The following is a 23,074-nucleotide window of genomic DNA, read 5'->3' as shown; positions in this document are numbered from 1 at the left end:
GGCAAAAAAAGACCCCGGCCAATGGGCCGGGGTCTTTTACATCACTCGAAGCATCAAGCCTGGTGGGCCAGCTTGTGTTCCAGGTAATGGATGTTGACGCCGCCTTCGCAGAAGCCTTCGTCACGGACCAGATCACGGTGCAGCGGGATGTTGGTCTTGATCCCGTCCACCACGATTTCGTCCAGGGCATTGCGCATGCGCGCCATGGCTTCGTCGCGGGTCGCACCGTAGGTGATCAGCTTACCGATCAACGAATCGTAGTTCGGCGGAACGGCATAACCGCTGTACAGGTGCGAGTCGACGCGAACGCCATTGCCGCCCGGGGCGTGGAAATGCTTGACCGTGCCTGGGCTTGGCATGAAGGTTTTCGGGTCTTCGGCGTTGATCCGGCATTCCAGTGCGTGACCGCGGATGACCACGTCATCCTGGGTGAACGACAGCTTGTTGCCGGCGGCAATGCTGAGCATTTCCTTGACGATGTCGATACCGGTGACCATCTCCGAAACCGGGTGCTCCACCTGAACACGGGTGTTCATTTCGATGAAGTAGAAACGACCGTTCTCGTAGAGGAACTCGAAGGTGCCGGCGCCGCGGTAGCCGATGTCGATGCAGGCCTTGACGCAACGGGCCAGGACTTCCTGGCGCGCCTGCTCGTCGATGCCCGGTGCTGGCGCTTCTTCGAGTACCTTCTGGTGACGACGTTGCAGCGAGCAATCGCGGTCGCCCAGGTGGATGGCCTGGCCCTGGCCGTCGGACAACACCTGGACTTCGACGTGGCGTGGGTTGGTGAGGAATTTTTCCAGGTAGACCATCGGGTTGCCGAACGCCGCGCCGGCTTCGGAGCGGGTCAGTTTCGCCGAGGAAATCAGGTCTTCTTCCTTGTGTACTACGCGCATGCCGCGACCACCGCCGCCGCCAGCGGCCTTGATGATCACCGGGTAGCCCACTTCACGACCGATGCGCAGAGCGGTTTCTTCGTCTTCAGGCAGCGGGCCGTCGGAACCCGGAACGGTCGGTACGCCGGCAGCGATCATGGCGTGCTTGGCCGATACCTTGTCGCCCATCAGGCGGATGGTGTCGGCTTTCGGGCCGATGAAGGCAAAACCGGAGTTCTCGACCTGTTCGGCGAAGTCGGCGTTTTCTGCCAGGAAGCCGTAGCCTGGGTGAATGGCGGTGGCGCCGGTCACTTCGGCAGCGGCGATGATCGCCGGGATGTGCAGGTAGGAGTGCGCAGCCGACGCCGGACCGATGCAGACGGACTCGTCTGCCAGGCCCAGGTGCATCAGTTCTTTGTCGGCCTTGGAGTAAACGGCGACGGTCTTGATGCCCATCTCCTTGCAGGCTCGCAGAATCCGCAGGGCGATCTCACCGCGGTTTGCGATCAGGACTTTTTCCAACTTCGCAGTCATCAAAGGCTCTCCGCGGTTCAAACGATGGTGAACAGCGGTTGGTCGTACTCAACCGGCTGGCCGTCTTCGACGAGGATGGACTCGATCACACCGCTGGTTTCAGCTTCGATGTGGTTCATCATCTTCATGGCTTCGACGATGCACAGGGTGTCGCCTTTCTTCACGGTCTGGCCCACTTCAACGAAGGACGGCGAGGTTGGCGAAGACTTGCGGTAGAACGTGCCTACCATGGGCGAGCGAGCAACGGTGCCGTTGAGTGCCGGAGCGGCGGCAGCGGCCGGAGCAGCGGCGGCGGTGGCAGCTGCCGGTGCGGCTGGCGCAGGGGCGGCGGGTGCTTGCATCGGTGCCGGGGCGTAGAACTGCTGGGCTGGCGTCTTGCTGTGGCGGCTGATGCGTACGGACTCTTCGCCTTCCTTGATCTCCAGCTCGTCGATGCCGGACTCTTCCAGCAATTCGATCAGTTTCTTAACTTTACGGATATCCATGAATCATCAACTCCCAAGGGTCGGTCAGGGGCGTGTAGCTTGTTGTTCAAGCTGCTCCAGGGCAGCCTCCAGGGCCAATCGGTAACCGCTGGCGCCAAGGCCGCAGATCACTCCCACCGCTACATCGGAGAAGTAAGAGTGATGGCGGAAAGGTTCGCGTTTATGCACGTTGGACAAATGCACTTCGATGAATGGGATGCTCACCGCCAGCAGCGCGTCACGTAATGCGACACTTGTGTGTGTAAAAGCTGCTGGATTGATCAGAATGAAGTCCACGCCTTCGCCACGCGCGGCATGGATGCGATCGATCAATTCATATTCGGCATTGCTTTGCAGGTAGAGCAGATGATGGCCGGCGGCGCGGGCCCGCTGCTCCAGGTCCTGGTTGATCTGTGCCAGTGTCACGGCGCCGTAGACGCCCGGTTCGCGGGTGCCGAGCAGGTTCAGGTTGGGTCCGTGCAGGACCAAAAGGGTTGCCATCTGCTGTTCCTTGTTATCCGTGCGCAGGTGTCAGAACCCGGCGACTATGCCGCAAAGCCTTAATGACTGTCCAGTTCTCTGCAATAGCCAGCACGATGACCGATGTTTGCGCGAAATTTATGACCATGCCCCAGGATCCGGTCACCCGCAGCCGGAAAGCCCGCACTGCCCCTTGTGGGAGCGGGCTTGCCCGCGAAGGGGACGGTACATCCGACATCTTTGCAAGCTGATCCAGCGCTTTCGCGGGCAAGCCCGCTCCCACAATGGGTTTGTGGCGGACGTTAATCCTGCGGCCAACCATGAATACCTGTGGGAGCGGGCTTGCCCGCGAAGGGGGCGGTACATTCAACATCTTTGCAAGCTGATCCAGCGCTTTCGCGGGCAAGCCCGCTCCCACAATGGGTTTGTGGCGGACGTTAATCCTGCGGCCAACCATGAATACCTGTGGGAGCGGGCTTGCCCGCGAAGGGGGCGGTACATTCAACATCTTTGCAAGCTGACTCAGCGCTTTCGCGGGCAAGCCCGCTCCCACAGAGGGTTGGTGGCGGACGTTAATTCTGGGGCCAACCCGAATGATTGTGGGATAGGGTTTAGACCCGGAATGCTTGCACCGCCGTGTGCAGGCGTCCGCCCAGTACCAGCAGGTTGTCACCCTGTTCCCGGCCCTGGCCGATGCGCAGCAGGTTGTCGCCGCCCAGTTGGTGGATGCGTTCGCTGTGGTCGCGGATTTCGCTGACGGCGCCGCTCTGCTGGGCGGTGACGTCAGCGATGCGCACAGCGGTGTCGGCGATGGTCTGGATGGCGCCGACGATTTCGTCCAGTGCGCCGTCGGCCGCTTGGGCCTGGCTGGCGGTGGCTTCGGCGTGTTCGACCTGGGCGCGCATGCCGTCCACCGACTGGCGCGCGGCCTGTTGCAGGCGGGCGATCAGCGTCTGGATCTCGGCGGTGGCGCCGGCCGTGCGTTGCGCCAGGGAGCGAACCTCTTCGGCCACCACTGCGAAGCCGCGACCCATTTCCCCGGCGCGGGCCGCTTCGATGGCGGCGTTGAGGGCCAGCAGGTTGGTCTGGTCGGCGATGGAGCGAATCACCGTCAGCACGCCGCCGATGGTGGCCGACTCCTCGGCCAGTTGCTCGATCATTTGCGCGTTGTCCTGCACTTCCCCCACCAGCGCATGCAAACCGGTAAGGCTCAGGCCGATGACTTTCTGCCCTTGCTCCACCGCATGCCCGGCGCTGCGGCTGGCGTCGGCGGCCTGGCTGGCGTCGCCGGCGACTTGCTGGATCGTCGCCTCCAATTCACTGAGCGAGTCGCGGATCAGCGCCGTGTCGTCGGCCTGGTCCTCGGCGCCGCTGTGCAGCTCGCTGCTCAGTTCCGCCAGGGTCCGGCTGCTGCCGGCCACTTGTTCGGCGTTCACGCGAATGGTGCCCACCAGGTCCACCAGGTAGGCGCGCAGGCGATTGAGCGACGCTTCGATGTCCTGCAGTTCGCGGTTGCTGGCGCCCACCCGGATGTCACGGCTGAAATCGCCCTCCGCCCAGGTCGACAAGGCGGGTGCCAGGTGGGTCAGGGTCCGGGCGAGGCGTCGCTGCAAGGTGTCGATGAGCAACGCGATCAGCAGGATCAGGCCGATCATCACGCCCTGGATCAAGCGCACCTCGCCCTGGATCCGCCCGTGCTGGGCCCGCACCGCAGGCTCCATGGCATCGATGGCCTGCTGCACGTCAGCGGTCTTGAGGTGCGTGGCGTTGCTCAACTCGGTGCGTTTCTGGATCAGTTCCCGCGTGCGCGACAGCTCCGCCGGGTAGCGGCCAAGCAGGCTGTTGAGTTCGCGTTTGAGGGCGATGCCGGCATCTTCGGCAGCGGTTTTTTCCTGGGTCTCCAGGCCCATGAGCGCGGCGAAATCATCGCCGGCGGTCTCGCTGCTGGTCGTCACGCCGAGCAATGGCAAGCCATCGATTTGGGCGGCCTGGGTGCGGATGCTCTGCAGTTCCCGTTCGACGTCAGCGGCCATTTCGCTGCGACCGCTGCTGACCAGCTTGTCCCGGGTGAGAGACAGCCGGCCCAGGTGCTGCGACGCGGCGAACAGCGGTGGCAGGTAGGCCGGCGCGCCTTGGGCGTATTGGGCGAGCTGGTCGAGGTTGGCGCTCAATTCACGTTCGGCCTGGAGCAACAGGGCCTGGGGGTCGCCGGCCAGCTTGCCGGCCCCCAGCAGGTCGGTCCTGCTGAAACTGTCGAGGTTGGACAGGCTCGGGCGCAGGGTCTGGGCCAGCTCCGGCGGGAACGCATCGAGTTCCCTTTGCAGGGTTTCCAAGGCCTGGGTCGCGGCGCTCAAGCGCAAGGCATCGCCGCTGTTCAGGTACTCCTCGATGTTGCGTGTCACCTCGCCCTGAAACTGCCGCGACAGGCCCAGGTAACGCTCCATTAACAGATAGGGGCGCTCCAGGGCGATCTGCGACCACCACAACGTGGCCCCCAGGCCCAGGCACACGGCAACTAAAAGAAGGGTATTGAGATTGGTCAGCAGCTTCAGGCGCATCAAGGTCTACCAAGGGCAGAATCGTAAGTGCCTGAAGTTATTGCGTTTGAGTTACAGGTTTATGACCGAATCGGTGGATTCCGATGAAAAGGTGGCACTTTGCCTGGCCGCCTGCACGCGGTTGCGCCCGGCGTGTTTGGCCCGGTACAGCGCCTCGTCCGCCTGGCTCGCCATCATCAGGCTGTCGGAGTCATCGCTCATCTCCACCACGCCGGCGCTGAAGGTGCACCACAAGTCATGGGGCTGGGCCGGGTAGTGGATTTCGGCAAAGCGCTGGCGGATTTCATCCAGCACCTTGCAGGCGGCCTCGATGTCGGTGTCGGGCATGACGATGGCGAACTCTTCGCCCCCGTAGCGGCCGATGAAATCGGTCTTGCGCAGACGCTGCTTGAGAAACAGCGCCAGGCTCTTGATCACCCGGTCGCCCATGGGGTGGCCATGGCTGTCATTGACTCGCTTGAAGTGGTCGATGTCGAGCATGGCGAAACTCAGCGGCTTGCCTTCCCGGCGGGCGCGGAAGCTGCAATCTTCGAGCAACTGCAGGATGTGCGTGTGGTTGTACAGCCCGGTGAGGCTGTCGCGCACCATCCGCGCCTTGAGGTTGCGCGCCCGCGCCGCGCGGTTGCGCACGGTGGTGATCAGGTGGCGGGGCTTGATCGGCTTGGTCAGGAAATCGTCGCCGCCTTCGCTCATGGCATCGAGCTGCTTGTCCAGGTCGTCTTCGGCGGACAGGTAGATGATCGGCACGCTGACGTAGCGGTCGTTGTGGCGGATCACCTTGGCCAGCTCGGTGCCGGTGCAGGCGGGCATGTACATGTCGAGGATGATCAGGTCGGGCTGGAAGTCCGCCAGCTCGGCCATGGCCTGGATCGGTTCGATCAGCGTGCGGGTGACGATGCCGGCGCTGTTGAGCAGGCGTTCGGTGTGCAGGGCCTGGGCGCGGGAGTCATCGATGATCAGCACTTTGTAGGGCTCGTACTGGGCGGCGCAGGTCAGCACTTCGATTTTTTCCAGCAGACTCGACGCTTCGAGCGTGCCGGTGAGGAACTCCTGCCCGCCGGCCCGCACGGCCGCCAGGCGGGTCGGCGTGTCGGTCTCCAGCAAACTGAAGAACAGCAACGGCAGCGGCTGGTCCAGGCCTTCCTGGGCTTCGGCGGCCAGTTTCAGGCCGGCGCCGGGGCCGCTGAAATCCACGTCCATGACAATCGCCGCCGGCAGGCGCTCGACCATCGTCGCCCGAAATGCCGCGACGCTGTCCAGGGCCTGGGCACTGAGCCCGAAGAATTCCAATTGCTTGGCCAGGCGTTCGGCGCGGTCGTGGTCTTGCAGCAGTACATAGATGGGTTTGCGCAGCGGCGGCAGGAAGGTCTGTTCGAGCTGGTCGCCATGGCGCAGGCCGGTGCGTGACAGGCGCTGCATCAGGCGGTTGATTTCGGTGATCAGGTGGCTGCTCAGGCGTCCGCGGTTGGCGTCCACTGCCTGCAACGACTGGCTGATGCCTTGGGCGAGCTGGGTGTGTTCGGGTTGTTCGAAACGTTCGGCAAAACGCAGCAGCCGCAGATTGGCTTCGCTGAGCTCGGAAAGATCGGTGCTGGACCACTCGCTGCGCTGCAGGCGCTGCCAGATCTCCAGGATCTGACGAGCCTGGTGAATTACCCGCTGGGCAAAGTGATGCTTGAGGCGCTCGCGGCTGGGGTCTTCTGGCTCGGTCATATCCTGACTACTAGTTAGGCTGCATGCTGAGGTCGACTGGTGGCTCTATGCTAGCACCTCTTTTCCCTTGCATCAGTGTCATACGTCAATAATCTGTCCAACCGCGACATTCAGTTAATGACCGGCCAGTTTCGCAGACCGACGGCGGCGCTTCATTTATAGTGGCTGCTCGACGACCCTGCCAGGGCAGGCCTGACTGGCCGCCACATTATCGCGTTTCAAATCAGGCACGATGGCGTAGGGTTGTGGTCGAACCGAGAACTCAAGTGATTGAAGGGACATCGCCATGCTGGACTGGAAAAACCGCGCGGGCAGCGCGCCTGAACGTGCCGCCGAACCGAAATCGGACACCCGCAGCTACCTGGGTGGGCTGTTTTTCAGTCGGGCACTGGCGACGCTGGTCGGCCTGTACCTGCTGGTGACCATCGCCCTGGGTTGGTATTGGAGCCAGGAGCCGGCGCTGTTCCCGGTGCAGCAGAACGCCCAGGCGGCAGCCGAGCGGGACGGCCGGCAAATGGTGGTGGGCTACACCACCGTCGAGACCCTCAAGACCGTGGCCGGCACCTTGCTGACCAAACCGGGCGGCTACATTTCCAACGACCGTTTTCCGCCGGGCCTGTGGATGGACAACATGCCGAGCTGGGAATACGGCGTGCTGGTGCAGGTCCGCGACCTGAGCCGCGCCTTGCGCAAGGACTTCGCCCGTTCCCAGTCCCAGTCCGCCGAAGACGCCGACCTGGCCAAGGCCGAGCCGCGCTTCAACTTCGATAACCGCAGTTGGGTGCTGCCCTCCAGTGAGTCGGAGTACCAGGAAGGCATCAATTCCCTGAGCCGCTACCAGGCACGCCTGTCCGATCCGGCCCAGAAGAGCGCGCTGTTCTACGCCCGTGCCGACAACCTGAACAACTGGCTGGGGGATGTCGGCACCCGCCTGGGTTCGTTGTCCCAGCGCCTGTCGGCCAGCGTGGGCCGGGTCAAGCTCAACACGTCGCTGAAAACCGAAATCCCGGCGCCGGGCCAGGTGCCGCAGGTGGATGAAGAAGTCGTCGAGACCCCATGGCTGCAAATCGACAACGTGTTCTACGAGGCGCGCGGCCAGGCATGGGCGCTGTCGCATTTGCTGCGGGCCATCGAGGTGGACTTCGCCGACGTGCTGGCGAAGAAGAACGCCACCGTCAGCGTCCGGCAGATCATTCGTGAACTGGAAGCGTCCCAGGAACCGGTCTGGAGTCCGATGATCCTCAATGGCAGCGGCTTCGGCGTGTTGGCGAACCATTCGCTGGTGATGGCCAACTACATTTCCCGGGCCAACGCGGCGGTCATCGACCTGCGACAACTGCTGAACCAGGGCTGATCGATGAGCGAAAGCGCCCGGGAGGTCGCCCACCGAGAGGCCTCGGATGCCGAGCTGATCGCCTGGGTCGATGAACACGACAACCTGCTGGGCAGCCTGGTGCGCTCGGACCTGCGTGAGCGCGGGCTGATCGGGCGCGGCACCTACATCCTGTTGTTCAACTCGGCCGGCGAACTGTGTGTTCACCGGCGCACGTTGAGCAAGGCGATCTATCCGGGATTCTGGGACGTGGCGGCGGGCGGCATGGTGCAGGCCCACGAGACCTACACCGAATCGGCCGCCCGGGAGCTGGCCGAGGAACTGGGCGTGAGCGGCGTCGCGCTGACCGCCCACGACCACTTCTATTTCGAGGACACCGGCAGCCGGCTGTGGTGCTCGGCGTTCTCGGCGGTGTGGGACGGCCCCCTGGTGCTGCAACCGGAAGAAGTGCTCGAAGCGCGGTTTCTGCCCATCGACCAGGTGCTGGATGAAATCCGCCGCAAGCCTTACTGCCCGGACTCGCTGGCGGCGTTGGAGCGCTATTTGCGCGCCCACGGCGATGGCGTCGCAAAGAAGCTATAAATTGGCGCCGATTGGCCCTTAGCAAGTCGGCTTTTTGCCGTTACACTGCGCGACTTTTCAAGCTGAACCGACGTCTGCGGTCCAGTAGCGCTGCCCCTGCCTGAGTGGGGCTTCGCGGTCGAGGCATTGCTCCCTCGACCAGTCTTTGTCCTCCCGAGAGGATTGCCGGTGGCCAAAAAAGCCGCATCCTTCGCCGCCTTGGGCGGCCTGGTATTTTCTACCGACGCCGGTCGTCATTGCCCTGATTGCCGTCAACCGGTGGATGCCTGCATCTGCAAACAGACCGTCATCCCTGCCGGTGATGGCATTGCCCGCGTGCGCCGCGAAAGCAAGGGCCGCGGCGGCAAGACGGTGACCACGATCACAGGCGTGCCGCTGGCCGAAGACGCGCTCAAGGAACTGGCGACGACGTTGAAGAAACGCTGTGGCACCGGTGGCGCGTTGAAGGACGGCGTCATCGAGATCCAGGGCGATCACGTCGAGCTGTTGCTGGCCGAATTGGTCAAGCACGGTTTCAAGGCCAAGAAATCCGGCGGCTAGCAGCCTCTGTGAAAACCACCCTCGGCTTGATCCGAACGTACGGTTCGCGGTCGCCCGCATGGTTTTCACAGAGCCTGTTCTGAACGGGTTTCCAGGCTCTGTTTGAAAAGTCTTGAGACGAAGGTCAGGCAAGGCGAAAACCGGCGAGGAAGCGGAGTTTACTGGAGTAAATGAGCATTCCGAGCCGGTTTTCAACGCAGCATGAACGAGTATCAAGGCTTTTCAGACAGAGCCTAAACTCAGCGCTGCCAGCAGGGTCTACCCTGCTGACAGACAATTCGTCATTTTCACTCTCTAGACTGCCCCAGCCTCCGACCGGATGGTGCATTTTGACTTCTTTATAGGGGACTTCGATGTCCGTACGACGCACACGCAAAGACGATGGCAGCCAATGGACAGTTGCGGACAGCCGCAGTGTTTACGGGATTCGCCATTGGGGGGCCGGGTATTTCGCGATCAATGACGCCGGTCGCGTCGAAGTCCGTCCGAACGGTCCCGGCAGCTCGCCCATCGACCTGTTCGAGCAAGTCGAGCAACTGCGCCAGAGCGGCCTGTCGCTGCCCTTGCTGGTGCGCTTCCCCGACATCCTGCAAGACCGCGTGCGCCAGCTCACCGGTGCGTTCGACAGCAACATCGCGCGCCTGGAATACCAGAGCCAATACACCGCGCTCTACCCGATCAAGGTCAACCAGCAGGAAGCGGTGATCGAGAACATCATCGCCACCCAGAACGTTTCCATCGGCCTGGAAGCCGGTTCCAAGCCGGAGCTGCTGGCGGTGCTGGCGCTGGCGCCGAAGGGCGGGACCATCGTCTGCAACGGCTACAAGGACCGTGAGTTCATTCGCCTGGCGCTGATGGGCCAGAAACTGGGCCACAACGTTTTCATCGTCATCGAGAAAGAGTCCGAAGTCGGCCTGGTGATCGAAGAGGCGACCTCGCTCAAGGTCAAGCCACAGGTCGGCCTGCGGGTGCGCCTGTCGTCCCTGGCATCGAGCAAGTGGGCCGATACCGGCGGCGAGAAATCCAAGTTCGGCCTGTCGGCCGCGCAACTGTTGTCGGTGGTCGAGCGCTTCCGCGCCGCGGGCCTGGACCAGGGCATCCGCCTGTTGCACTTCCACATGGGTTCGCAAATCGCCAACCTGGCGGACTACCAGCACGGCTTCAAGGAAGCCATCCGCTACTACGGCGAGCTGCGCAACCTCGGCCTGCCGGTGGACCACATCGACGTGGGCGGTGGTCTGGGCGTGGACTATGACGGCACGCACTCGCGCAATGCCAGTTCGATCAACTACGACATGGACGACTACGCCGGTGTCGTGGTCGGCATGCTCAAGGAGTTCTGCGACGCCCAGGGCCTGCCGCATCCGCACATCTTCTCCGAAAGCGGCCGGTCGCTGACCGCCCACCACGCCATGCTGGTGGTGCAGGTGACCGACGTCGAGAAGCACAACGACGACGTGCCGGTGATCGACAACAAGTTGGAACTGCCGGAAACCGTGCAATGGCTGGTGGACCTGTTGGGGCCGACCGACATCGAGATGGTCACCGAGACCTACTGGCGTGCCACCCACTACATGAGCGACGTGGCCGCGCAATACGCCGACGGCAAGTTGACCCTGGCCGAGAAAGCCCTGGCCGAGCAGTGCTACTTCGCCGTTTGCCGGCGCCTGCACAATTCGCTGAAGGCTCGCCAGCGGTCCCACCGCCAGGTGCTGGACGAACTCAACGACAAGCTGGCCGACAAGTACATCTGCAACTTCTCGGTGTTCCAGAGCCTGCCGGACACCTGGGCCATCGGCCAGGTATTGCCGATCCTGCCGTTGCATCGCCTTGACGAAGAGCCGATGCGCCGTGCTGTGCTGCAAGACCTGACCTGCGACTCCGACGGCAAGATCAAGCAGTACGTCGACGAGCAGAGCATCGAGACCAGCCTGCCGGTGCATGCCCTCAACACGGGCGAAGACTACCTGCTGGGCATCTTCCTGGTGGGCGCCTACCAGGAAATCCTTGGCGACATGCACAACCTGTTCGGTGACACCGACTCGGTGAACATCTACCAGAACGCCGACGGCAGTGTGTACCACGCCGGTATCGAGACCCACGACACCATCGAAGACATGCTGCGCTACGTGCACCTGTCGCCGGAAGAGTTGATGACTCACTACCGCGACAAGTGCGCCAGCGCCCGGATCAGCGCTGCCGAGCGCACCCAGTTCCTGGACGCCTTGCGCCTGGGCCTGACGCGTTCGTCGTACCTGTCTTCTTGATGAAGTGAGGCTTCAGTGGGGCATAGGTGGCTTGAGGCGGGCTTGATGGCCTCAGCCAACCTGACCCATCGTGGCGAGGGAGCTTGCTCCCGCTTGAGCGCGAAGCGCTCACTGGGAAAGGGCCGCTACGCAGCCCAGCGGGAGCAAGCTCCCTCGCCACGGTTTGTCATCTGCTCCATCGTCAAACGATCAGCAATGCCCTTCGGTCTGTCAGAAAACTGCACCGCATATCGCGGGAGTTTTCGGGCAGTCCTGAAGGGCATTTTTGTTTGTGCCGGTGTTATTTCCGCGCATCGGTGCACATAACCGGCGCAGTCCTAATTTCGTGTAGTCCCTTTCCTAACTTGTACTTCGGCCCTCTACTCGGCCATGGCTCTCGGCGAGAATCCTCGGCCGCCCCTCCTGTAGAGAAACGCCGATGTCCGATCCAGCCCGCGAGTCAGCCTTTCGTCTGGAGATAGCCGGTCTGCCCGAACCCTTGGTCGTCGTGGCCTTCACGGGCAGCGAAGCCATCAGCGAACCCTTCGCCTATGAGGCGCAATTGTTGCTCCCCGACGCCCCCGTGGACTTGGCCGGGCTGTTGTACCGCAACGTGTGGCTGAGCTTCGGCGCGCCGGGCCGAGGCATTCATGGGCAATTGCACGAACTGCTCGAGCAGCCTCCGGGTGCCGGCTGCCGGGTGCGTATCGGGCCGAAGCTGGCCTGCTTGGCGCAGCGCTTCAGCCAACGGGTCTTCGCTGCTCGCTCGGTGCCGCAGATCTTGCGCCAGGTGCTCCGGGAACATGGCATCGACGGCCGGCACCTGTGCCTGGACCTGAGCGGCGATTACCCCGCGCAAGACTTCTGCACCCAGTACCGGGAGTCGGACCTGCAATTTCTCCAACGGCTGTGCGCGCAAGCCGGCATCCATTTTCATTTCGAACAGACCCCGGACGGACATTGCCTGGTGTTCACCGACAGTCCAGACCGTTTCCCGTTGGTGGGCGAGGCGGCTTATGGCGACCACCGGCCAGCGCCGGGCGTACGGGCCTTCAGTGTGCAGAGCACGCTGCCGGGCGCACAGCTTGCCCGAGGGCGCAGCGACCTGAAGAACCTGCACGTTGGTCGGGCGGTGACGCTGGCAGCGCATCCCCTGGAGGGCTGGAACCGCTGCTGGCTGCTGACCGGCGTCGAGCACCGCGGCCAGGCGGGGGTGTATGGCAACCAGTTCAAGGCGATCCCCCAGGGCGCGCCGTGGGAGGCGGCCCGGCGGCCGTCGAAGCCACGCATGGCGAGCCGGCAACGGGGTTGGGTGGTGGCGGTGGAGGAGTCGGCGGTGCAAGAAGCCGGGCGCGTGGCGGTGCAGTTCGATTGGGTCTACCAGGGCGAGGGCGCCCGTCCCAGCCATTGCTGGCTGCCGTTGGCGCCCGAGTTGCTGGTGGGGGCGGACGAGTTGCGCGAGGGCACCGAGGTGTTGGTGAGTTTTATCGAAGGTGATCCGGATCGGCCGCTGATCAGTGCCTTTCTCGACGGGTCCGCGTTGGCTGCGCCGATGGAGTCTGCGGCTGCCCCGATCGTCCCCCGCGCGCCAGGGCCGGCGGTCGTCGACCCGATGCTCCTGTCGGCGATCCGCAGTGCCGAGCCGCTGGTCTTGTTGTGCCTGCTACCCGGCGGCGGCAGTTTCAGCCATTGCACCGAGGCGCTGTGCACTTGCCGGTTGCTGACCCTGCCCGGCGCGGGCATTGCGCCATGAGCGCGGGCGCCCTGGCCGGGTCCCATTGGTTGCTGCTCGACGTACCGAGTGCGCCCGACGCGACGCGGCGCCTGCAAGAACAGTTCGCAGGGGTTCAGGCGAAGGTGCTGTTCGACGACACCGAGTTGCACGGCCTCGGGGAGCACAGCCCACTGTTGCTGGATCTTCGGCGAGCGGGTGGGTTGGTCAGTCTCTGTCATCTGGATCCGCAGGCCTGGCCGGGGCTGGTGTTGATCAGCAGCGCATCGGCGGAACAACTGCTGGCGCATCTGCGACGGATGCTGACGGTGACCTTGGGCCTGCACCACAAAGCGTTGCTGAACTATTACAACCCGCACACCGCCAGCTATTTTTTCGACGGTTGCGACCCGCAGGAACTCAGTTGCTGGCTGGGGCCCATCAGCCAGGTGCGCTGGTTCGGTGGCACCTGGGCCGACCGCGCCATCGGCAGCCTGGGCTGGCAGCAACTGACCAATCCCGGGTTGCCGGTGACGGCGCTGGAGAACGAACACAGCCTCAGTGATCGGCAGCAACGCCAACTCCAGCAATGCCTGCTGGAGCGCCACGCCTGGCGCTGGTCGCGCGCCATCGGGCGTGATTATCATTTGCTCTGGAAGCGCTTTCAGGAGGGGCTGGGGCTGGGGTTCACCGAACAGGCGTTGCTCGATGACTGGTTGTGGCTTCGCCTGCAACACCCCGATGCCCGGCCGGTGCCGAAGTTGGAAGGCCGGTCGCCACGGGAATACCTCGATCAGCTACGCCGGGCATGGCAGGGCGGTCCGGGGTGAGATGTCATGGGCTGGGGCTGCCCAGCCATTGATCGCGCCGTTGCAGATGCCAGGCGATGGCCCCGAGGGTCAGGCTGCGCAAGGCCATGAACAGCAGGAAGGTGATCCACAACCCGTGGTTGCCCAAGCCTTGCAGCGCCCAGGCGACAGGCAGTACCAGCAACAGCGTCAGCAGCATGCCGTTGCGCATTTCCCGGGCGCGGGTGGCGCCGATGAACAGCCCGTCGAGCAGGTAGCTCCAGACCGCAATCAGCGGCAGGGCCGCCAGGTAAGGCAGGTACTGGTCGGCGGTGGCGCGCACGTCGGGAATGTCGGTTTGCATCGCGATGAACAGGTGGCCGGCGAGCAGGAACAGCAGCGCGAACCCAAGGCTTGCAATCAGTGACCAGCCGCAGGCCACCACCAGCGAACGGCGCAGGGCGAGGCGATCGCGGGCGCCGATGGCATGCCCACACAAGGCTTCCACCGCGTGGGCGAGGCCGTCCAGGGCGTGGGCGGTCAGCAGCAAGCCGTTGAGCAGCAGGGCATTGGCCGCCACCGTCGCGTCCCCCAGTCGCGCGCCTTGTACGGTGATCAGGAAGAACACCGCTTGCAGCGCCAGGCTGCGAATGAAAATGTCCCGGTTCACCGCCAGCAGCGGGCGCCAGCTCTGCCACCGCCCCAAGGCTGCCCAGGCCACCTGTCCGGGCCAGGCCCGCAGTGTCTTGCGTGCCAGGGCCAGGCCGACCAGCGCACCGGTCCACTCGGCAATCACCGAGGCTCGGGCCGAGCCGGCCACGCCCCAGTCCAGGCCGATCACGAACCACAGGTTCAGGGCGATGTTCACCAGGTTGGTCACCAGCAGTATCGCCAGCGGCGCCCGGGCATTCTGGGCGCCGAGGAACCACCCTACCAACGCATAGCTGGCCAGCGCCGCGGGTAGGCCGAAGAGTCGGGTGTGGAAAAAGTCGCGGGTCAATTGGTCGAGTTCGGCCGACGGCTGCATGAAGTGCAACGCCACGCCACTCAGCGGTACGCCGACGGCGCCGAGCATCACCGCCAACCCCATCGCCAGCAGCAGGCCTTGCACCAGCACCTGCCGCAGCGCCGCGCCATCGCCACGTCCGGCGGCCTGGGCGGCGAACCCGGTAGAGCCCATGCGCAGGAAACCCATGGCCCACGCCAACACGGTATACAAACTCGCCCCCACCGCCACCGCGCCCAACTGATGGGCATGGGGCAAATGGCCGATGACCGTACTGTCCACCAGCGCCACCAGCGGCACGGAAATGTTCGAGAGAATCATCGGCGCCGCCAGCGCCCAGACCCGGCGATGGGTAAGGCGGTCGCGCCAGTCGGTGATCAGGTTGGACATGCGGGCTCCTTGATGGAGCGCAATTGTAGCGGGTTCCTGAATTGATCGTGCCCGGTGCGCAGGGGAACACGCGATACTCAAAAGTGACTCGGACTCATTGTGGCGAGGGAGCTTGCTCCCGCTGGGTGGCGAAGCCGCCCCAAAAAAGGGCTGACGCGGTTTTTCAAACATACCGCGCCAGCCGGTTTTACGACTGCTTCGCAGCCGAGCGGGAGCAAGCTCCCTCGCCACAGGTGCGGTGTCCGGCACGGGGGCTCTGTGGTGGGGAGTACTCGCGGTGCTAGTGAATAATCCAACTCAACAACCACAACCCCAATACCAGCCAGATAATCCCCATGATGATCGAGGCCCGCATGAAGGCGCGGATCGCCGAGTACAGCATCATCAACCCGATGATCAGCGCGATGATGCTGATGATCGAGGTGTCCATGCCCAAGGTGCGCGCCAGGCCGTCGACGAAGTTGCCGCCGGCGTTGGCCAGGGTGTTGAACAGGCCGCTGAGCAGGTCGACGATGAAGCGAATCACCGAACCGAGCGCTTGGCCGAGCCATTCGAAAAAGCTTTCTACCTGCATGTGTGCGTCCTGATGAGGGGGATCCGGGTTGAACTGTCTGATTGTAGGAGCTGTTGGCGTCGCGATGGTTCGATTATGGGGCAAATTGCCACGCGCACCGAGAGGCTTGCCTTCCCCGGTCATCCCCCCGAAGCTATGCGCATTCAGGAGAGCCCGATGAACCTTGTTGAACTGACCGAACGCCTGCACGCCATTCGCGACCGTAACGATTGGCGGCGCTTCCACAGCCCGAAGAACCTCGCCATGGCCGCCAGCGTGGAAATGGCCGAGCTGGTGGAGATTTTCCAGTGGCTGACCGAGGATCAGTCCCGCCAGTTGCCGGCAGACACCCTGGCCCATGCCGGGCAGGAAGTCGGTGACATCGTGTTGTACCTGTTGCTGTTGTGCAGCGAATTGGGCCTGGACATGGACGCCGTGGTGCGCAGCAAACTGGCCGACAGCGAACGGCGGTTCGGCCAATGAGCGACCGTCATTTCGACCAGTTGGCCACGCGGTTTGCCGAGAAAATCTACGGCGGGGCCAAGGGTGCGATCCGCCTGGCGGTGCTTCAGGCCGATCTGTTGGAAACCTTGCCTGAGCGCCCGCTGCGGGTGCTGGATATTGGCGCGGGCCTGGGTCATATGTCGCTGTGGCTGGCCGAGCGCGGTCACCAGGTGACCCTCGCCGAGCCGGCCGAGCCCATGCTCGAAGGTGCCCGCCAACGGTTTGCCGAGGCGGGGCAGCAGGCAACGTTCATCCAGGCGCCGTGGCAGGATCTGCTTGGCCAACTCACCGAGCCCTACGACCTGGTGCTGTGTCATGCGGTGCTCGAATGGCTGGCCGAGCCCCATGCCATCCTGCCGGTGCTGCATCAGCTCACGGCGCCGGGCGGCTGGTTGTCCCTGGCGTTCTACAACCGCGATGCGCTGGTCTATCGCAACCTGCTCAAGGGGCATTTCCGCAAGTTGCGCAAAAATGACATGGCCGGCGAAAAACAGAGCCTGACACCGCAACAACCCCTTGATCCGCGCGCGTTGGCGGCGCAACTTGAAGGCCTGTGGCAGGTCGAAAGCCAGAGTGGCGTGCGGGTTTTCCATGACTACATGCCCGTGGAATTCCAAGGGCGCGTGGAGCTGGCGCAGTTGCTGGAAATGGAGCTGGCCCACCGTCGCCATCCCGCGTTTGCCGGATTGGGACGTTATCTGCACTGGATCTGCCGTCCGCGCTGATCCAGCGGCACTGGAGAGCAACATGAAAGGTCGTTCAGGGGTATTGGTGCTGTGCCTGGGGCTGGCGGCCTGCCAGGGCAGCAACCCGTATGTCGCCACTTCCAACCCGCTGCCGCCGGCACCACCCGAAGCCGCCCAGGTGTTCGACCGCAGTGCGTACCCCGCGCCGCCTCGGGACTACGGGCGCTACCGCAGTTGGGCCTGGCGCAACGGGCAACTGCCGCCGGGCACCGCTTGGGCGGACTCGGCCCAGGTGGCCGAGGCAGTGAGTAATGCGCTGGACCAGCGCGGCTTGCGCCCGCTGCATGACAATCGGCCGGCCGACCTGTTCGTCAGCGCCGACCTGCGCCTGGAAACCCGCCTGCGCCAAGTGCGCGATGACTACGACACCGGCTACTACGGCGGCTACAACCGCTACGGCCCCGGCTATGGCCCTGGGTACGGCATGTATCACACGGTGCCGGTGGTGCGCACGTACCAGGAGCAGGTGGTGGTCGTGCGCGTCGAGCTGTTCGATGCGCGCAATGGCCAGCCGGTCTGGAGCGCCAGCGCCGAAACCAGTCAGCGCGGCAGCCAGGGTGCACGCACGGACGCTATCCGCGAAGCGGTGGAAAAAGCCATGTCGGCGTATCCGCCCAGTTGATCCTGCAACGGAGAAAAACCATGTTGCGCCGTCTTGCCTTACTGTCCTTTGCGCTGCTACTGGGCGCCTGTGCCTCCAACCAGGTCAATCACGACTTCGACACCAGCCGCGATTTCGCGGCGTACCGCAGTTGGAGTTGGAAAGAGCCGGCGCTTCAATACCGTCCCGATGACCCGCGCATCAAGAGCGACCTGACCGAGCAGCGCATTCGCCAAGCCGTTGCCGATCAACTCGACCAACGCGGCCTGCGCCCGGTGGCGGCGGGTGGGCGGGCTGATGTGCTGGTCCAGGCTTACCTGATCGTCGAGGATCGCCAGCAGCAGGTGACCACGAACTATGGTGGTGGTTGGGGCGGTCCCTGGAACGGCTATTGGGGCGGGCCGATGTACAACGAAACCCGCAACATCAGCTACAAGGTCGGCACCGTGCAGATCGACCTGCTCGACGGCAAGGACGGCAAGCTGGTGTGGCGGGGCAGTGATGAACAGATCCTGAGCGACTCGCCGAACCCGACGGACCGCAACACCGCGGTACGGGAGACGGTGGGGCGGATCCTGTCGACCTATCCGCCGCGATAGCCAGTTGGTGCATTGCATTTGTGGGAGCGGGCCTGCCTGAGGCGTTGACGTTGGATGGACCGACGTCTTCGCGAACAAGTTCGCTCCCACAGGGGGATGGATGCCAGCCCCAGAGTCCCGGACAGCCTCCGTCCCTCGTGGGAGCGAGCTTGCTCGCGAAGGCGGCCTTGCGGCCACTGCATTGCTCGCGGTTACCTCTCAGCCCGCCGGCCGCCAGCTTCCCACCATGTGCTCCAGATCCCCAGCCCCCATCAACCGCAAGTCCCCGCTGGACCCTGCCGCACTCGCCAGCAGCGTCACTTCACTGGGCAGGCGTACGGGTTTTTTGAAGGCCACCTCGATTTCGAGGTTGGCCTCGGGCAGGTGTTGATCCAGGGCGGCCAACGTCCTGGCTTTGTTCCACAGGCCATGGGCAATGGCAGTCGGGAAGCCGAACAGTTTGGCGCTGGCGGCGCTCAGGTGAATCGGGTTGTAGTCGCCCGACACCTTGGCGTACTGCCGCCCAATGTCGGCGGGTGCGCGCCAGTGCGCCACCTCCATCAATGCCAGGTGGGTGGCGGGCGTGTCGGCCAGCGGCGTCCCGTCCAGTTCGACACCCCTGCACAGCATCTGGCTGTGGGCTTGCCACAATAGCCCCAGTTGATCCTCCAGGCGGGTGACCAGGTCGAACACCGCGCCTTTGGGGTGAGATTGCAGGTTCTCCACATTGACGCTGGCCCGCACCTGGTTGACGCCGCCCATGGGCCGCAGCACGCGGATGCGGTTGTTCAAATGGATCAAGCCCAACAACGGAAACGGAAAGTTTCGGTCGGTGAGTAACTGCATTTGCAGGGCGAAGGCCAGGACGTGAGGATAGGTCGGCGGCAGCAAGCCGTTCTCGGCGAAGCCGCAGACCTTGCGATAGGCTGCCAGTCGCTGCGGGTCGACCTGGAGCACCTGGCGCAGCCCTTGTTCCGGCAAGGTCTTGCCGGTGATCTTGCGCCGCGTCGCCGCTTTCACGTAGAGCGCGGTCATCGACGGTGCGCCGCTGACCTCGTGCCATTGGATCGTCATGTCATGCTCCCAGCAGGCTTTGCCCACACACCCGCACGGCCTGCCCGGTGACGGCGCCCGTGCCGGGTTGCGCCAGCCACGCCACGGTTTCGGCGACATCCTGCGGCAGGCCGCCCTGGCCCAGGGAGCTCATGCGTCGCCCGGCTTCGCGCAGGGTGAAAGGAATCTCGGCGGTCATGCGCGTTTCAATGAAGCCCGGTGCCACGGCGTTGATGCTGATACCCCGCGCCTGCAAAGTTGGCGCCCAGGCCTGCGCCAGGCCGATCAGGCCGGCCTTGCTCGCGGCATAGTTGGTCTGCCCGCGATTGCCGGCGATGCCGCTGATGGACGCCAGCAGGATGAGCCGGCCATTGTCCCGCAGCGTGCCGCTGTCGAGCAGGGCCTTGGTCAGCACCTGCGGGGCGTTGAGGTTGACGGCCAGGACCGCGTCCCAGAACTCCGGGGTCATGTTGGCGAGGGTCTTGTCGCGGGTAATGCCGGCGTTGTGCACCACGATGTCGACGCCGTCGGGCAAGTGTTCGATCAATTGCGAAGGCGCGTCTTCGGCGCAGATATCCAGGGTCAGGCTGCGCCCGCTCAGGCGTGCGGCCAGGGCGTCGAGGTCGGCCTTGGCCTGCGGCACATCCAGCAGGATCACGTCGGCGCCATCGCGGGCCAGGGTTTCGGCGATGGCGGCGCCGATCCCGCGGGCAGCCCCGGTGACCAAAGCCTTGAGCCCGGTGAGCGGCCTTGTCCAATCCTGGACCTGGGTGTCGCAGGCATTGAGGCGAACGACCTGCCCGGACACGAAGGCACTCTTGGGCGACAGGAAGAAGCGCAACGCACCTTCGAGTTGGGTCTCGGCCCCGTCGCCAACGTACAGCAGTTGCAGCGTCCCGCCCTGGCGCAACTCCTTGGCCAGGGATCGGCTGAAACCCTCCAGCGCACGCTGGGTACTGGCGGCGAACGGGTCGCTGAGTCGTTCCGGGGCGCGACCGAGGATGACCACGTGGGCGCTGCGGTCGAGATTTTTCATCAAGGGCTGGAAAAATTCGCGCAGTTGCTTGAGCTGGTCGGCCTGCACCAGGTGGCTGGCGTCATACACCACCGCCTTGATTTTCGGGCCGTGGCCGGGGATCCACTCGGTGGCCAGGCTCGGTTCGCCACCGTAGACGAAAATGGCGTCGGTCAGGCGTTTGGCGAACGTGCCCACCTGCTCGGTCAACGGCCCGCCGCCCAGCAGCAACGCGCCCTCGATCGGTCGCAGCCGCCCAGCCTGCCAGCGCTCCAGGCGCACCGGCGAGGGTAGGCCGAGGGCCCCGACCAGACGCAGGCCAACAGGTGAATTGGCGAAGTCGATATAGCGGTCAGACATGGAACACACTCCGGCTGATGAGGTTCCAAGTGTGGACCATGATTGGCAATCAGTCGTTCGATCGCCGAGATAAAGCCTAAGCTTGCGCAGGGAGCGGCGTTTTTTCAGGCCATTTGCGCATTCGAACCTACACGGGGAGTTCTTCATGACACAGCTACGCCGCGTCGCGATTATCGGTGGTAACCGCATTCCGTTCGCCCGCTCCAACGGGCCCTATGCCACCGCCAGCAACCAGGCGATGCTGACCGCCGCGCTCGAGGGGCTGATCGAGCGCTACAACCTGCATGGCCTGCACATTGGCGAAGTCGCCGCCGGCGCGGTGCTCAAGCATTCCCGGGACATGAACCTGACCCGTGAATGCGTGCTCGGCTCGCGGCTGTCGCCCACCACGCCGGCCTACGATGTACAGCAGGCCTGCGGCACCGGCCTGGAAACGGTGTTGCTGGTGGCCAACAAAATTGCCCTCGGACAGATCGACAGCGCCATTGCCGGCGGCGTGGACACCACCTCCGACGCTCCGATTGCGGTCAATGAGGGGCTGCGCAGGATCCTGCTGCAAGCCAATCGCGCCAAGACCACTGCCGACAAGATCAAGGCCTTCCTGCAAGTGCGCCCCCAGCACCTGCTGCCTGACCTGCCGCGCATCAACGAACCGCGCACCGGCCTGAGCATGGGCGAGCACTGCGAGTTGATGGCCCAGACCTGGCAGATCCCTCGGGAGGCGCAGGATCAGTTGGCCCTGGAAAGCCATCAGAAAATGGCCGCGTCCTACGCCGAAGGTTGGCAAAACGATTTGATGACGCCGTTTCTCGGCCTGACCCGGGACAACAACCTGCGCCCCGACCTGACCCCGGAAAAACTCGCCTCGCTCAAACCGGCTTTCGAGAAGAGCGCCAAGGGCACCCTGACAGCAGGCAATTCCACGCCGTTGACCGATGGCGCCTCGCTGGTGCTGTTGGGAAGCGAAGAATGGGCCAAGGCGCAGGGCCTGCCGATCCTGGCGTACCTGCGCGATGGCGAAACGGCGGCGGTGGATTTCGTCCATGGTGCCGAAGGGTTGTTGATGGCGCCGGTCTACGCGGTGCCGCGGTTGCTGGCGCGCAACGGCCTGACCCTGCAGGATTTCGATTACTACGAGATCCATGAAGCATTCGCCGCCCAGGTGTTGTGCACGTTGAAGGCCTGGGAAGACCCGGACTACTGCAAGAGCCGCCTGGGCCTCGACACCCCGCTGGGTGCCATCGACCGCAGCCGCTTGAACGTGAAGGGCAGCTCATTGGCCGCCGGGCACCCGTTCGCCGCCACGGGCGGGCGCATCGTCGCCAATCTCGCCAAGCTGCTCGATGCCGCCGGGCGCGGCCGCGGGCTGATTTCCATCTGCGCGGCGGCCGGCCAGGGGGTGACGGCGATCATCGAGCGCTGAGGGCCGCCTCGTTCGCCTGGGCGACCTGTGCCCGTCGGCGGCTGGCGTAGCGCTCGGCGAGGATCGAGCAGACGATCAACTGCAGCGGGTGGTAGATCATGATCGGCAGCAGGATCAGGCCCAGGCCGGGGTTGTTGCCAAAGATCAACGCGGCCATCGGCACCCCGGCGGCCAGGGATTTTTTGCTGGCGCAGAACACCGCGGCAATTTCATCGGCATTGCTGAACCGTAAGGCACGTGCGGTGCGGGTGGTCATCCATAGGATGATCGCCAGCAGGATGGCGCTGCCCAGTGCCGCGCTGAGCAGCAGGCCGTTGCCTTGCTGCTGCCAGATCCCGGAGACCATCGAGTTGCAGAACGCCGCGTACACCAGCAGCAGGATCACCAGCTTGTCGATGATGTTGGTGTAGCGTTTGTAGCGGCCAAAGAACCCCGCCAGCCAACGCCGCAGGACCTGCCCGAGCACCAGCGGCAGCAGCAACATCAGGCACAGGTCGAGCAGGGTCGAGCCGAGGTCGATTCCCCCGGCGCCGTGCCCAACCACCAGGCTGACCAGCAAGGGCGTTAGCACCACCCCCAGTACGCTGGAGAGGCTCGCGTTGAGAATCGCCGCGGGCACGTTGCCGCCGGCGCTGCCGGTCAGGGCCACCGACGAGGAAATGGTCGAGGGCAGGGCGCACAGGTACAGGAAGCCCAGCATCAGCAGCGCCGGGACGTGACTGCCCACCAGCCAGTGACTGATCAGCCAGATCAGCGGGAACACGCCAAAGGTAAAGCCTTGCACCATCAGGTGCAGCCGGGTGTTTTTCAGGCCGTGGCGGATCTGCTCGCCGGAGAGGTTGACCCCATGCAGGAAAAACACCACGAAGATGCCGATGTTGACGACCCATTCGGCATGCATGGCGCCCCCGGTGGCACCGAACGTAGGAAAGAAATAGGCCAGCAGCGTGGCGAGGACCATGCCGCAGAGGAACCAGTCGGTCACTATCCGTTTGAGGTGTCGGAAAATATGCATAGGGCA

21 protein-coding genes are annotated in these 23,074 nt (G+C 64.1%); 11 read left to right on the top strand and 10 right to left on the bottom strand.

The genetic code is table 11. The features are described from left to right. Positions 1–53: 53 nt before the first annotated feature. From accC to AD664_RS16490, 5 genes are all read right to left on the bottom strand, one after another. Positions 54–1,409 carry an acetyl-CoA carboxylase biotin carboxylase subunit gene (gene accC, locus AD664_RS16510; protein ID WP_042729012.1) on the bottom strand — a complete coding sequence of 452 codons (1,356 nt, stop codon included), beginning with the start codon at positions 1,407–1,409 and terminating at the stop codon, positions 54–56. A 17-nt stretch (positions 1,410–1,426) separates the two neighbouring features. Next, entirely contained in the window at positions 1,427–1,894 is a 468-nt protein-coding gene (gene accB, locus AD664_RS16505; RefSeq protein ID WP_053147936.1) for an acetyl-CoA carboxylase biotin carboxyl carrier protein, read from the bottom strand. Positions 1,895–1,918: 24 nt separating this feature from the next. Continuing rightward, positions 1,919–2,374 (bottom strand): type II 3-dehydroquinate dehydratase, encoded by a 456-nt coding sequence (gene aroQ, locus AD664_RS16500; protein ID WP_042729010.1) that lies wholly within the window; start codon positions 2,372–2,374, stop codon positions 1,919–1,921. A gap of 590 nt (positions 2,375–2,964) precedes the next feature. Next, complete coding sequence (locus tag AD664_RS16495; protein WP_053147934.1) at positions 2,965–4,911, bottom strand: methyl-accepting chemotaxis protein; 1,947 nt, start codon at positions 4,909–4,911, stop codon at positions 2,965–2,967. Positions 4,912–4,962: 51 nt separating this feature from the next. Continuing rightward, entirely contained in the window at positions 4,963–6,624 is a 1,662-nt protein-coding gene (locus tag AD664_RS16490) for a diguanylate cyclase (RefSeq protein ID WP_053147932.1), read from the bottom strand. Positions 6,625–6,910: 286 nt separating this feature from the next. On the opposite strand from AD664_RS16490, the gene AD664_RS16485 reads away from it, so the two are divergent. From AD664_RS16485 to AD664_RS16460, 6 genes are all read left to right on the top strand, one after another. Beyond that, positions 6,911–7,978: a DUF2333 family protein gene (locus AD664_RS16485; RefSeq protein ID WP_053147930.1), complete on the top strand. Its 1,068-nt coding sequence runs from the start codon at positions 6,911–6,913 to the stop codon at positions 7,976–7,978. A gap of 3 nt (positions 7,979–7,981) precedes the next feature. Further along, the gene (locus tag AD664_RS16480; protein WP_042729006.1) at positions 7,982–8,539 is read left to right on the top strand and encodes an NUDIX hydrolase; all 558 of its coding nucleotides are present in this window, start codon (positions 7,982–7,984) and stop codon (positions 8,537–8,539) included. A 168-nt stretch (positions 8,540–8,707) separates the two neighbouring features. After that, positions 8,708–9,079, top strand: coding sequence for a translation initiation factor Sui1 (locus tag AD664_RS16475; protein ID WP_024781395.1), 372 nt, complete (start codon positions 8,708–8,710; stop codon positions 9,077–9,079). Between the two features lie 353 nt (positions 9,080–9,432). Further along, complete coding sequence (speA, locus tag AD664_RS16470) at positions 9,433–11,346, top strand: arginine decarboxylase (protein ID WP_042729005.1); 1,914 nt, start codon at positions 9,433–9,435, stop codon at positions 11,344–11,346. Positions 11,347–11,764: 418 nt separating this feature from the next. Next, positions 11,765–13,078, top strand: a complete 1,314-nt coding sequence (locus AD664_RS16465; protein ID WP_053147928.1) for a type VI secretion system Vgr family protein — start codon at positions 11,765–11,767, stop codon at positions 13,076–13,078. Then, positions 13,075–13,866, top strand: a complete 792-nt coding sequence (locus AD664_RS16460; RefSeq protein ID WP_053147926.1) for a DUF4123 domain-containing protein — start codon at positions 13,075–13,077, stop codon at positions 13,864–13,866. The genes AD664_RS16465 and AD664_RS16460 overlap by 4 nt, the downstream gene beginning before the upstream one ends. A gap of 4 nt (positions 13,867–13,870) precedes the next feature. Here the strand turns inward: AD664_RS16460 and AD664_RS16455 are convergent, their stop codons facing one another. Further along, positions 13,871–15,220 carry an MATE family efflux transporter gene (locus AD664_RS16455; RefSeq protein ID WP_053147923.1) on the bottom strand — a complete coding sequence of 450 codons (1,350 nt, stop codon included), beginning with the start codon at positions 15,218–15,220 and terminating at the stop codon, positions 13,871–13,873. Positions 15,221–15,500: 280 nt separating this feature from the next. Next, positions 15,501–15,794 carry a hypothetical protein gene (locus AD664_RS16450; RefSeq protein ID WP_053147921.1) on the bottom strand — a complete coding sequence of 98 codons (294 nt, stop codon included), beginning with the start codon at positions 15,792–15,794 and terminating at the stop codon, positions 15,501–15,503. A 156-nt stretch (positions 15,795–15,950) separates the two neighbouring features. On the opposite strand from AD664_RS16450, the gene AD664_RS16445 reads away from it, so the two are divergent. From AD664_RS16445 to AD664_RS16430, 4 genes are read left to right on the top strand one after another with little or no spacing between them, the layout of a single operon-like run. Continuing rightward, positions 15,951–16,256, top strand: coding sequence for a MazG-like family protein (locus AD664_RS16445; protein WP_053147918.1), 306 nt, complete (start codon positions 15,951–15,953; stop codon positions 16,254–16,256). Continuing rightward, the gene (locus AD664_RS16440) at positions 16,253–17,002 is read left to right on the top strand and encodes a methyltransferase (RefSeq protein ID WP_053147916.1); all 750 of its coding nucleotides are present in this window, start codon (positions 16,253–16,255) and stop codon (positions 17,000–17,002) included. Before AD664_RS16445 ends, AD664_RS16440 begins: the two co-directional genes overlap by 4 nt. 22 nt (positions 17,003–17,024) lie before the next feature. Continuing rightward, a complete protein-coding gene (locus tag AD664_RS16435) occupies positions 17,025–17,645 on the top strand; it encodes a DUF4136 domain-containing protein (RefSeq protein WP_047736008.1) in 621 nt (206 codons plus the stop codon). Positions 17,646–17,665: 20 nt separating this feature from the next. Further along, entirely contained in the window at positions 17,666–18,223 is a 558-nt protein-coding gene (locus AD664_RS16430; RefSeq protein ID WP_053147914.1) for a DUF4136 domain-containing protein, read from the top strand. 198 nt (positions 18,224–18,421) lie between these two features. Here the strand turns inward: AD664_RS16430 and AD664_RS16425 are convergent, their stop codons facing one another. Together AD664_RS16425 and AD664_RS16420 are read right to left on the bottom strand one after the other, a co-directional pair. After that, positions 18,422–19,276 (bottom strand): MaoC family dehydratase, encoded by an 855-nt coding sequence (locus tag AD664_RS16425; protein WP_053147911.1) that lies wholly within the window; start codon positions 19,274–19,276, stop codon positions 18,422–18,424. 1 nt (position 19,277) lies between these two features. After that, positions 19,278–20,630, bottom strand: a complete 1,353-nt coding sequence (locus tag AD664_RS16420) for a 3-oxoacyl-ACP reductase (RefSeq protein ID WP_053147910.1) — start codon at positions 20,628–20,630, stop codon at positions 19,278–19,280. A 145-nt stretch (positions 20,631–20,775) separates the two neighbouring features. Here AD664_RS16420 and AD664_RS16415 point away from each other — a divergent pair, with 145 nt between their 5' ends. Further along, a complete protein-coding gene (locus tag AD664_RS16415; protein ID WP_053147909.1) occupies positions 20,776–22,053 on the top strand; it encodes an acetyl-CoA C-acetyltransferase in 1,278 nt (425 codons plus the stop codon). Here AD664_RS16415 and AD664_RS16410 read toward each other — a convergent pair. Next, complete coding sequence (locus AD664_RS16410; RefSeq protein ID WP_053147907.1) at positions 22,040–23,068, bottom strand: bile acid:sodium symporter family protein; 1,029 nt, start codon at positions 23,066–23,068, stop codon at positions 22,040–22,042. The genes AD664_RS16415 and AD664_RS16410 overlap by 14 nt on opposite strands. Positions 23,069–23,074: the final 6 nt, after the last annotated feature.

Origin of the sequence: Pseudomonas sp. P97.38 (assembly GCF_001269745.1) — a bacterium.
GTDB lineage: Bacteria > Pseudomonadota > Gammaproteobacteria > Pseudomonadales > Pseudomonadaceae > Aquipseudomonas > Aquipseudomonas chlororaphis_E.
This window is presented reverse-complemented; position numbering and strand designations above follow the sequence as displayed.

What these genes read in the sequence shown, in the direction of transcription:
- AD664_RS16480 (WP_042729006.1), top strand. Translation starts at nt 7,982, where the DNA reads ATGAGCGAAAGCGCCCGGGAGGTCGCCCACCGAGAGGCCTCGGATGCC.
- AD664_RS16460 (WP_053147926.1), top strand. Translation starts at nt 13,075, where the DNA reads ATGAGCGCGGGCGCCCTGGCCGGGTCCCATTGGTTGCTGCTCGACGTA.
- AD664_RS16445 (WP_053147918.1), top strand. Translation starts at nt 15,951, where the DNA reads ATGAACCTTGTTGAACTGACCGAACGCCTGCACGCCATTCGCGACCGT.
- AD664_RS16415 (WP_053147909.1), top strand. Translation starts at nt 20,776, where the DNA reads ATGACACAGCTACGCCGCGTCGCGATTATCGGTGGTAACCGCATTCCG.
- speA (WP_042729005.1), top strand. Translation starts at nt 9,433, where the DNA reads ATGTCCGTACGACGCACACGCAAAGACGATGGCAGCCAATGGACAGTT.
- AD664_RS16420 (WP_053147910.1), bottom strand. Translation starts at nt 20,630, where the DNA reads ATGTCTGACCGCTATATCGACTTCGCCAATTCACCTGTTGGCCTGCGT.
- AD664_RS16485 (WP_053147930.1), top strand. Translation starts at nt 6,911, where the DNA reads ATGCTGGACTGGAAAAACCGCGCGGGCAGCGCGCCTGAACGTGCCGCC.
- AD664_RS16410 (WP_053147907.1), bottom strand. Translation starts at nt 23,068, where the DNA reads ATGCATATTTTCCGACACCTCAAACGGATAGTGACCGACTGGTTCCTC.
- accB (WP_053147936.1), bottom strand. Translation starts at nt 1,894, where the DNA reads ATGGATATCCGTAAAGTTAAGAAACTGATCGAATTGCTGGAAGAGTCC.
- aroQ (WP_042729010.1), bottom strand. Translation starts at nt 2,374, where the DNA reads ATGGCAACCCTTTTGGTCCTGCACGGACCCAACCTGAACCTGCTCGGC.
- AD664_RS16440 (WP_053147916.1), top strand. Translation starts at nt 16,253, where the DNA reads ATGAGCGACCGTCATTTCGACCAGTTGGCCACGCGGTTTGCCGAGAAA.
- AD664_RS16425 (WP_053147911.1), bottom strand. Translation starts at nt 19,276, where the DNA reads ATGACGATCCAATGGCACGAGGTCAGCGGCGCACCGTCGATGACCGCG.
- AD664_RS16490 (WP_053147932.1), bottom strand. Translation starts at nt 6,624, where the DNA reads ATGACCGAGCCAGAAGACCCCAGCCGCGAGCGCCTCAAGCATCACTTT.
- AD664_RS16450 (WP_053147921.1), bottom strand. Translation starts at nt 15,794, where the DNA reads ATGCAGGTAGAAAGCTTTTTCGAATGGCTCGGCCAAGCGCTCGGTTCG.
- accC (WP_042729012.1), bottom strand. Translation starts at nt 1,409, where the DNA reads ATGACTGCGAAGTTGGAAAAAGTCCTGATCGCAAACCGCGGTGAGATC.
- AD664_RS16455 (WP_053147923.1), bottom strand. Translation starts at nt 15,220, where the DNA reads ATGTCCAACCTGATCACCGACTGGCGCGACCGCCTTACCCATCGCCGG.
- AD664_RS16430 (WP_053147914.1), top strand. Translation starts at nt 17,666, where the DNA reads ATGTTGCGCCGTCTTGCCTTACTGTCCTTTGCGCTGCTACTGGGCGCC.
- AD664_RS16495 (WP_053147934.1), bottom strand. Translation starts at nt 4,911, where the DNA reads ATGCGCCTGAAGCTGCTGACCAATCTCAATACCCTTCTTTTAGTTGCC.
- AD664_RS16435 (WP_047736008.1), top strand. Translation starts at nt 17,025, where the DNA reads ATGAAAGGTCGTTCAGGGGTATTGGTGCTGTGCCTGGGGCTGGCGGCC.
- AD664_RS16465 (WP_053147928.1), top strand. Translation starts at nt 11,765, where the DNA reads ATGTCCGATCCAGCCCGCGAGTCAGCCTTTCGTCTGGAGATAGCCGGT.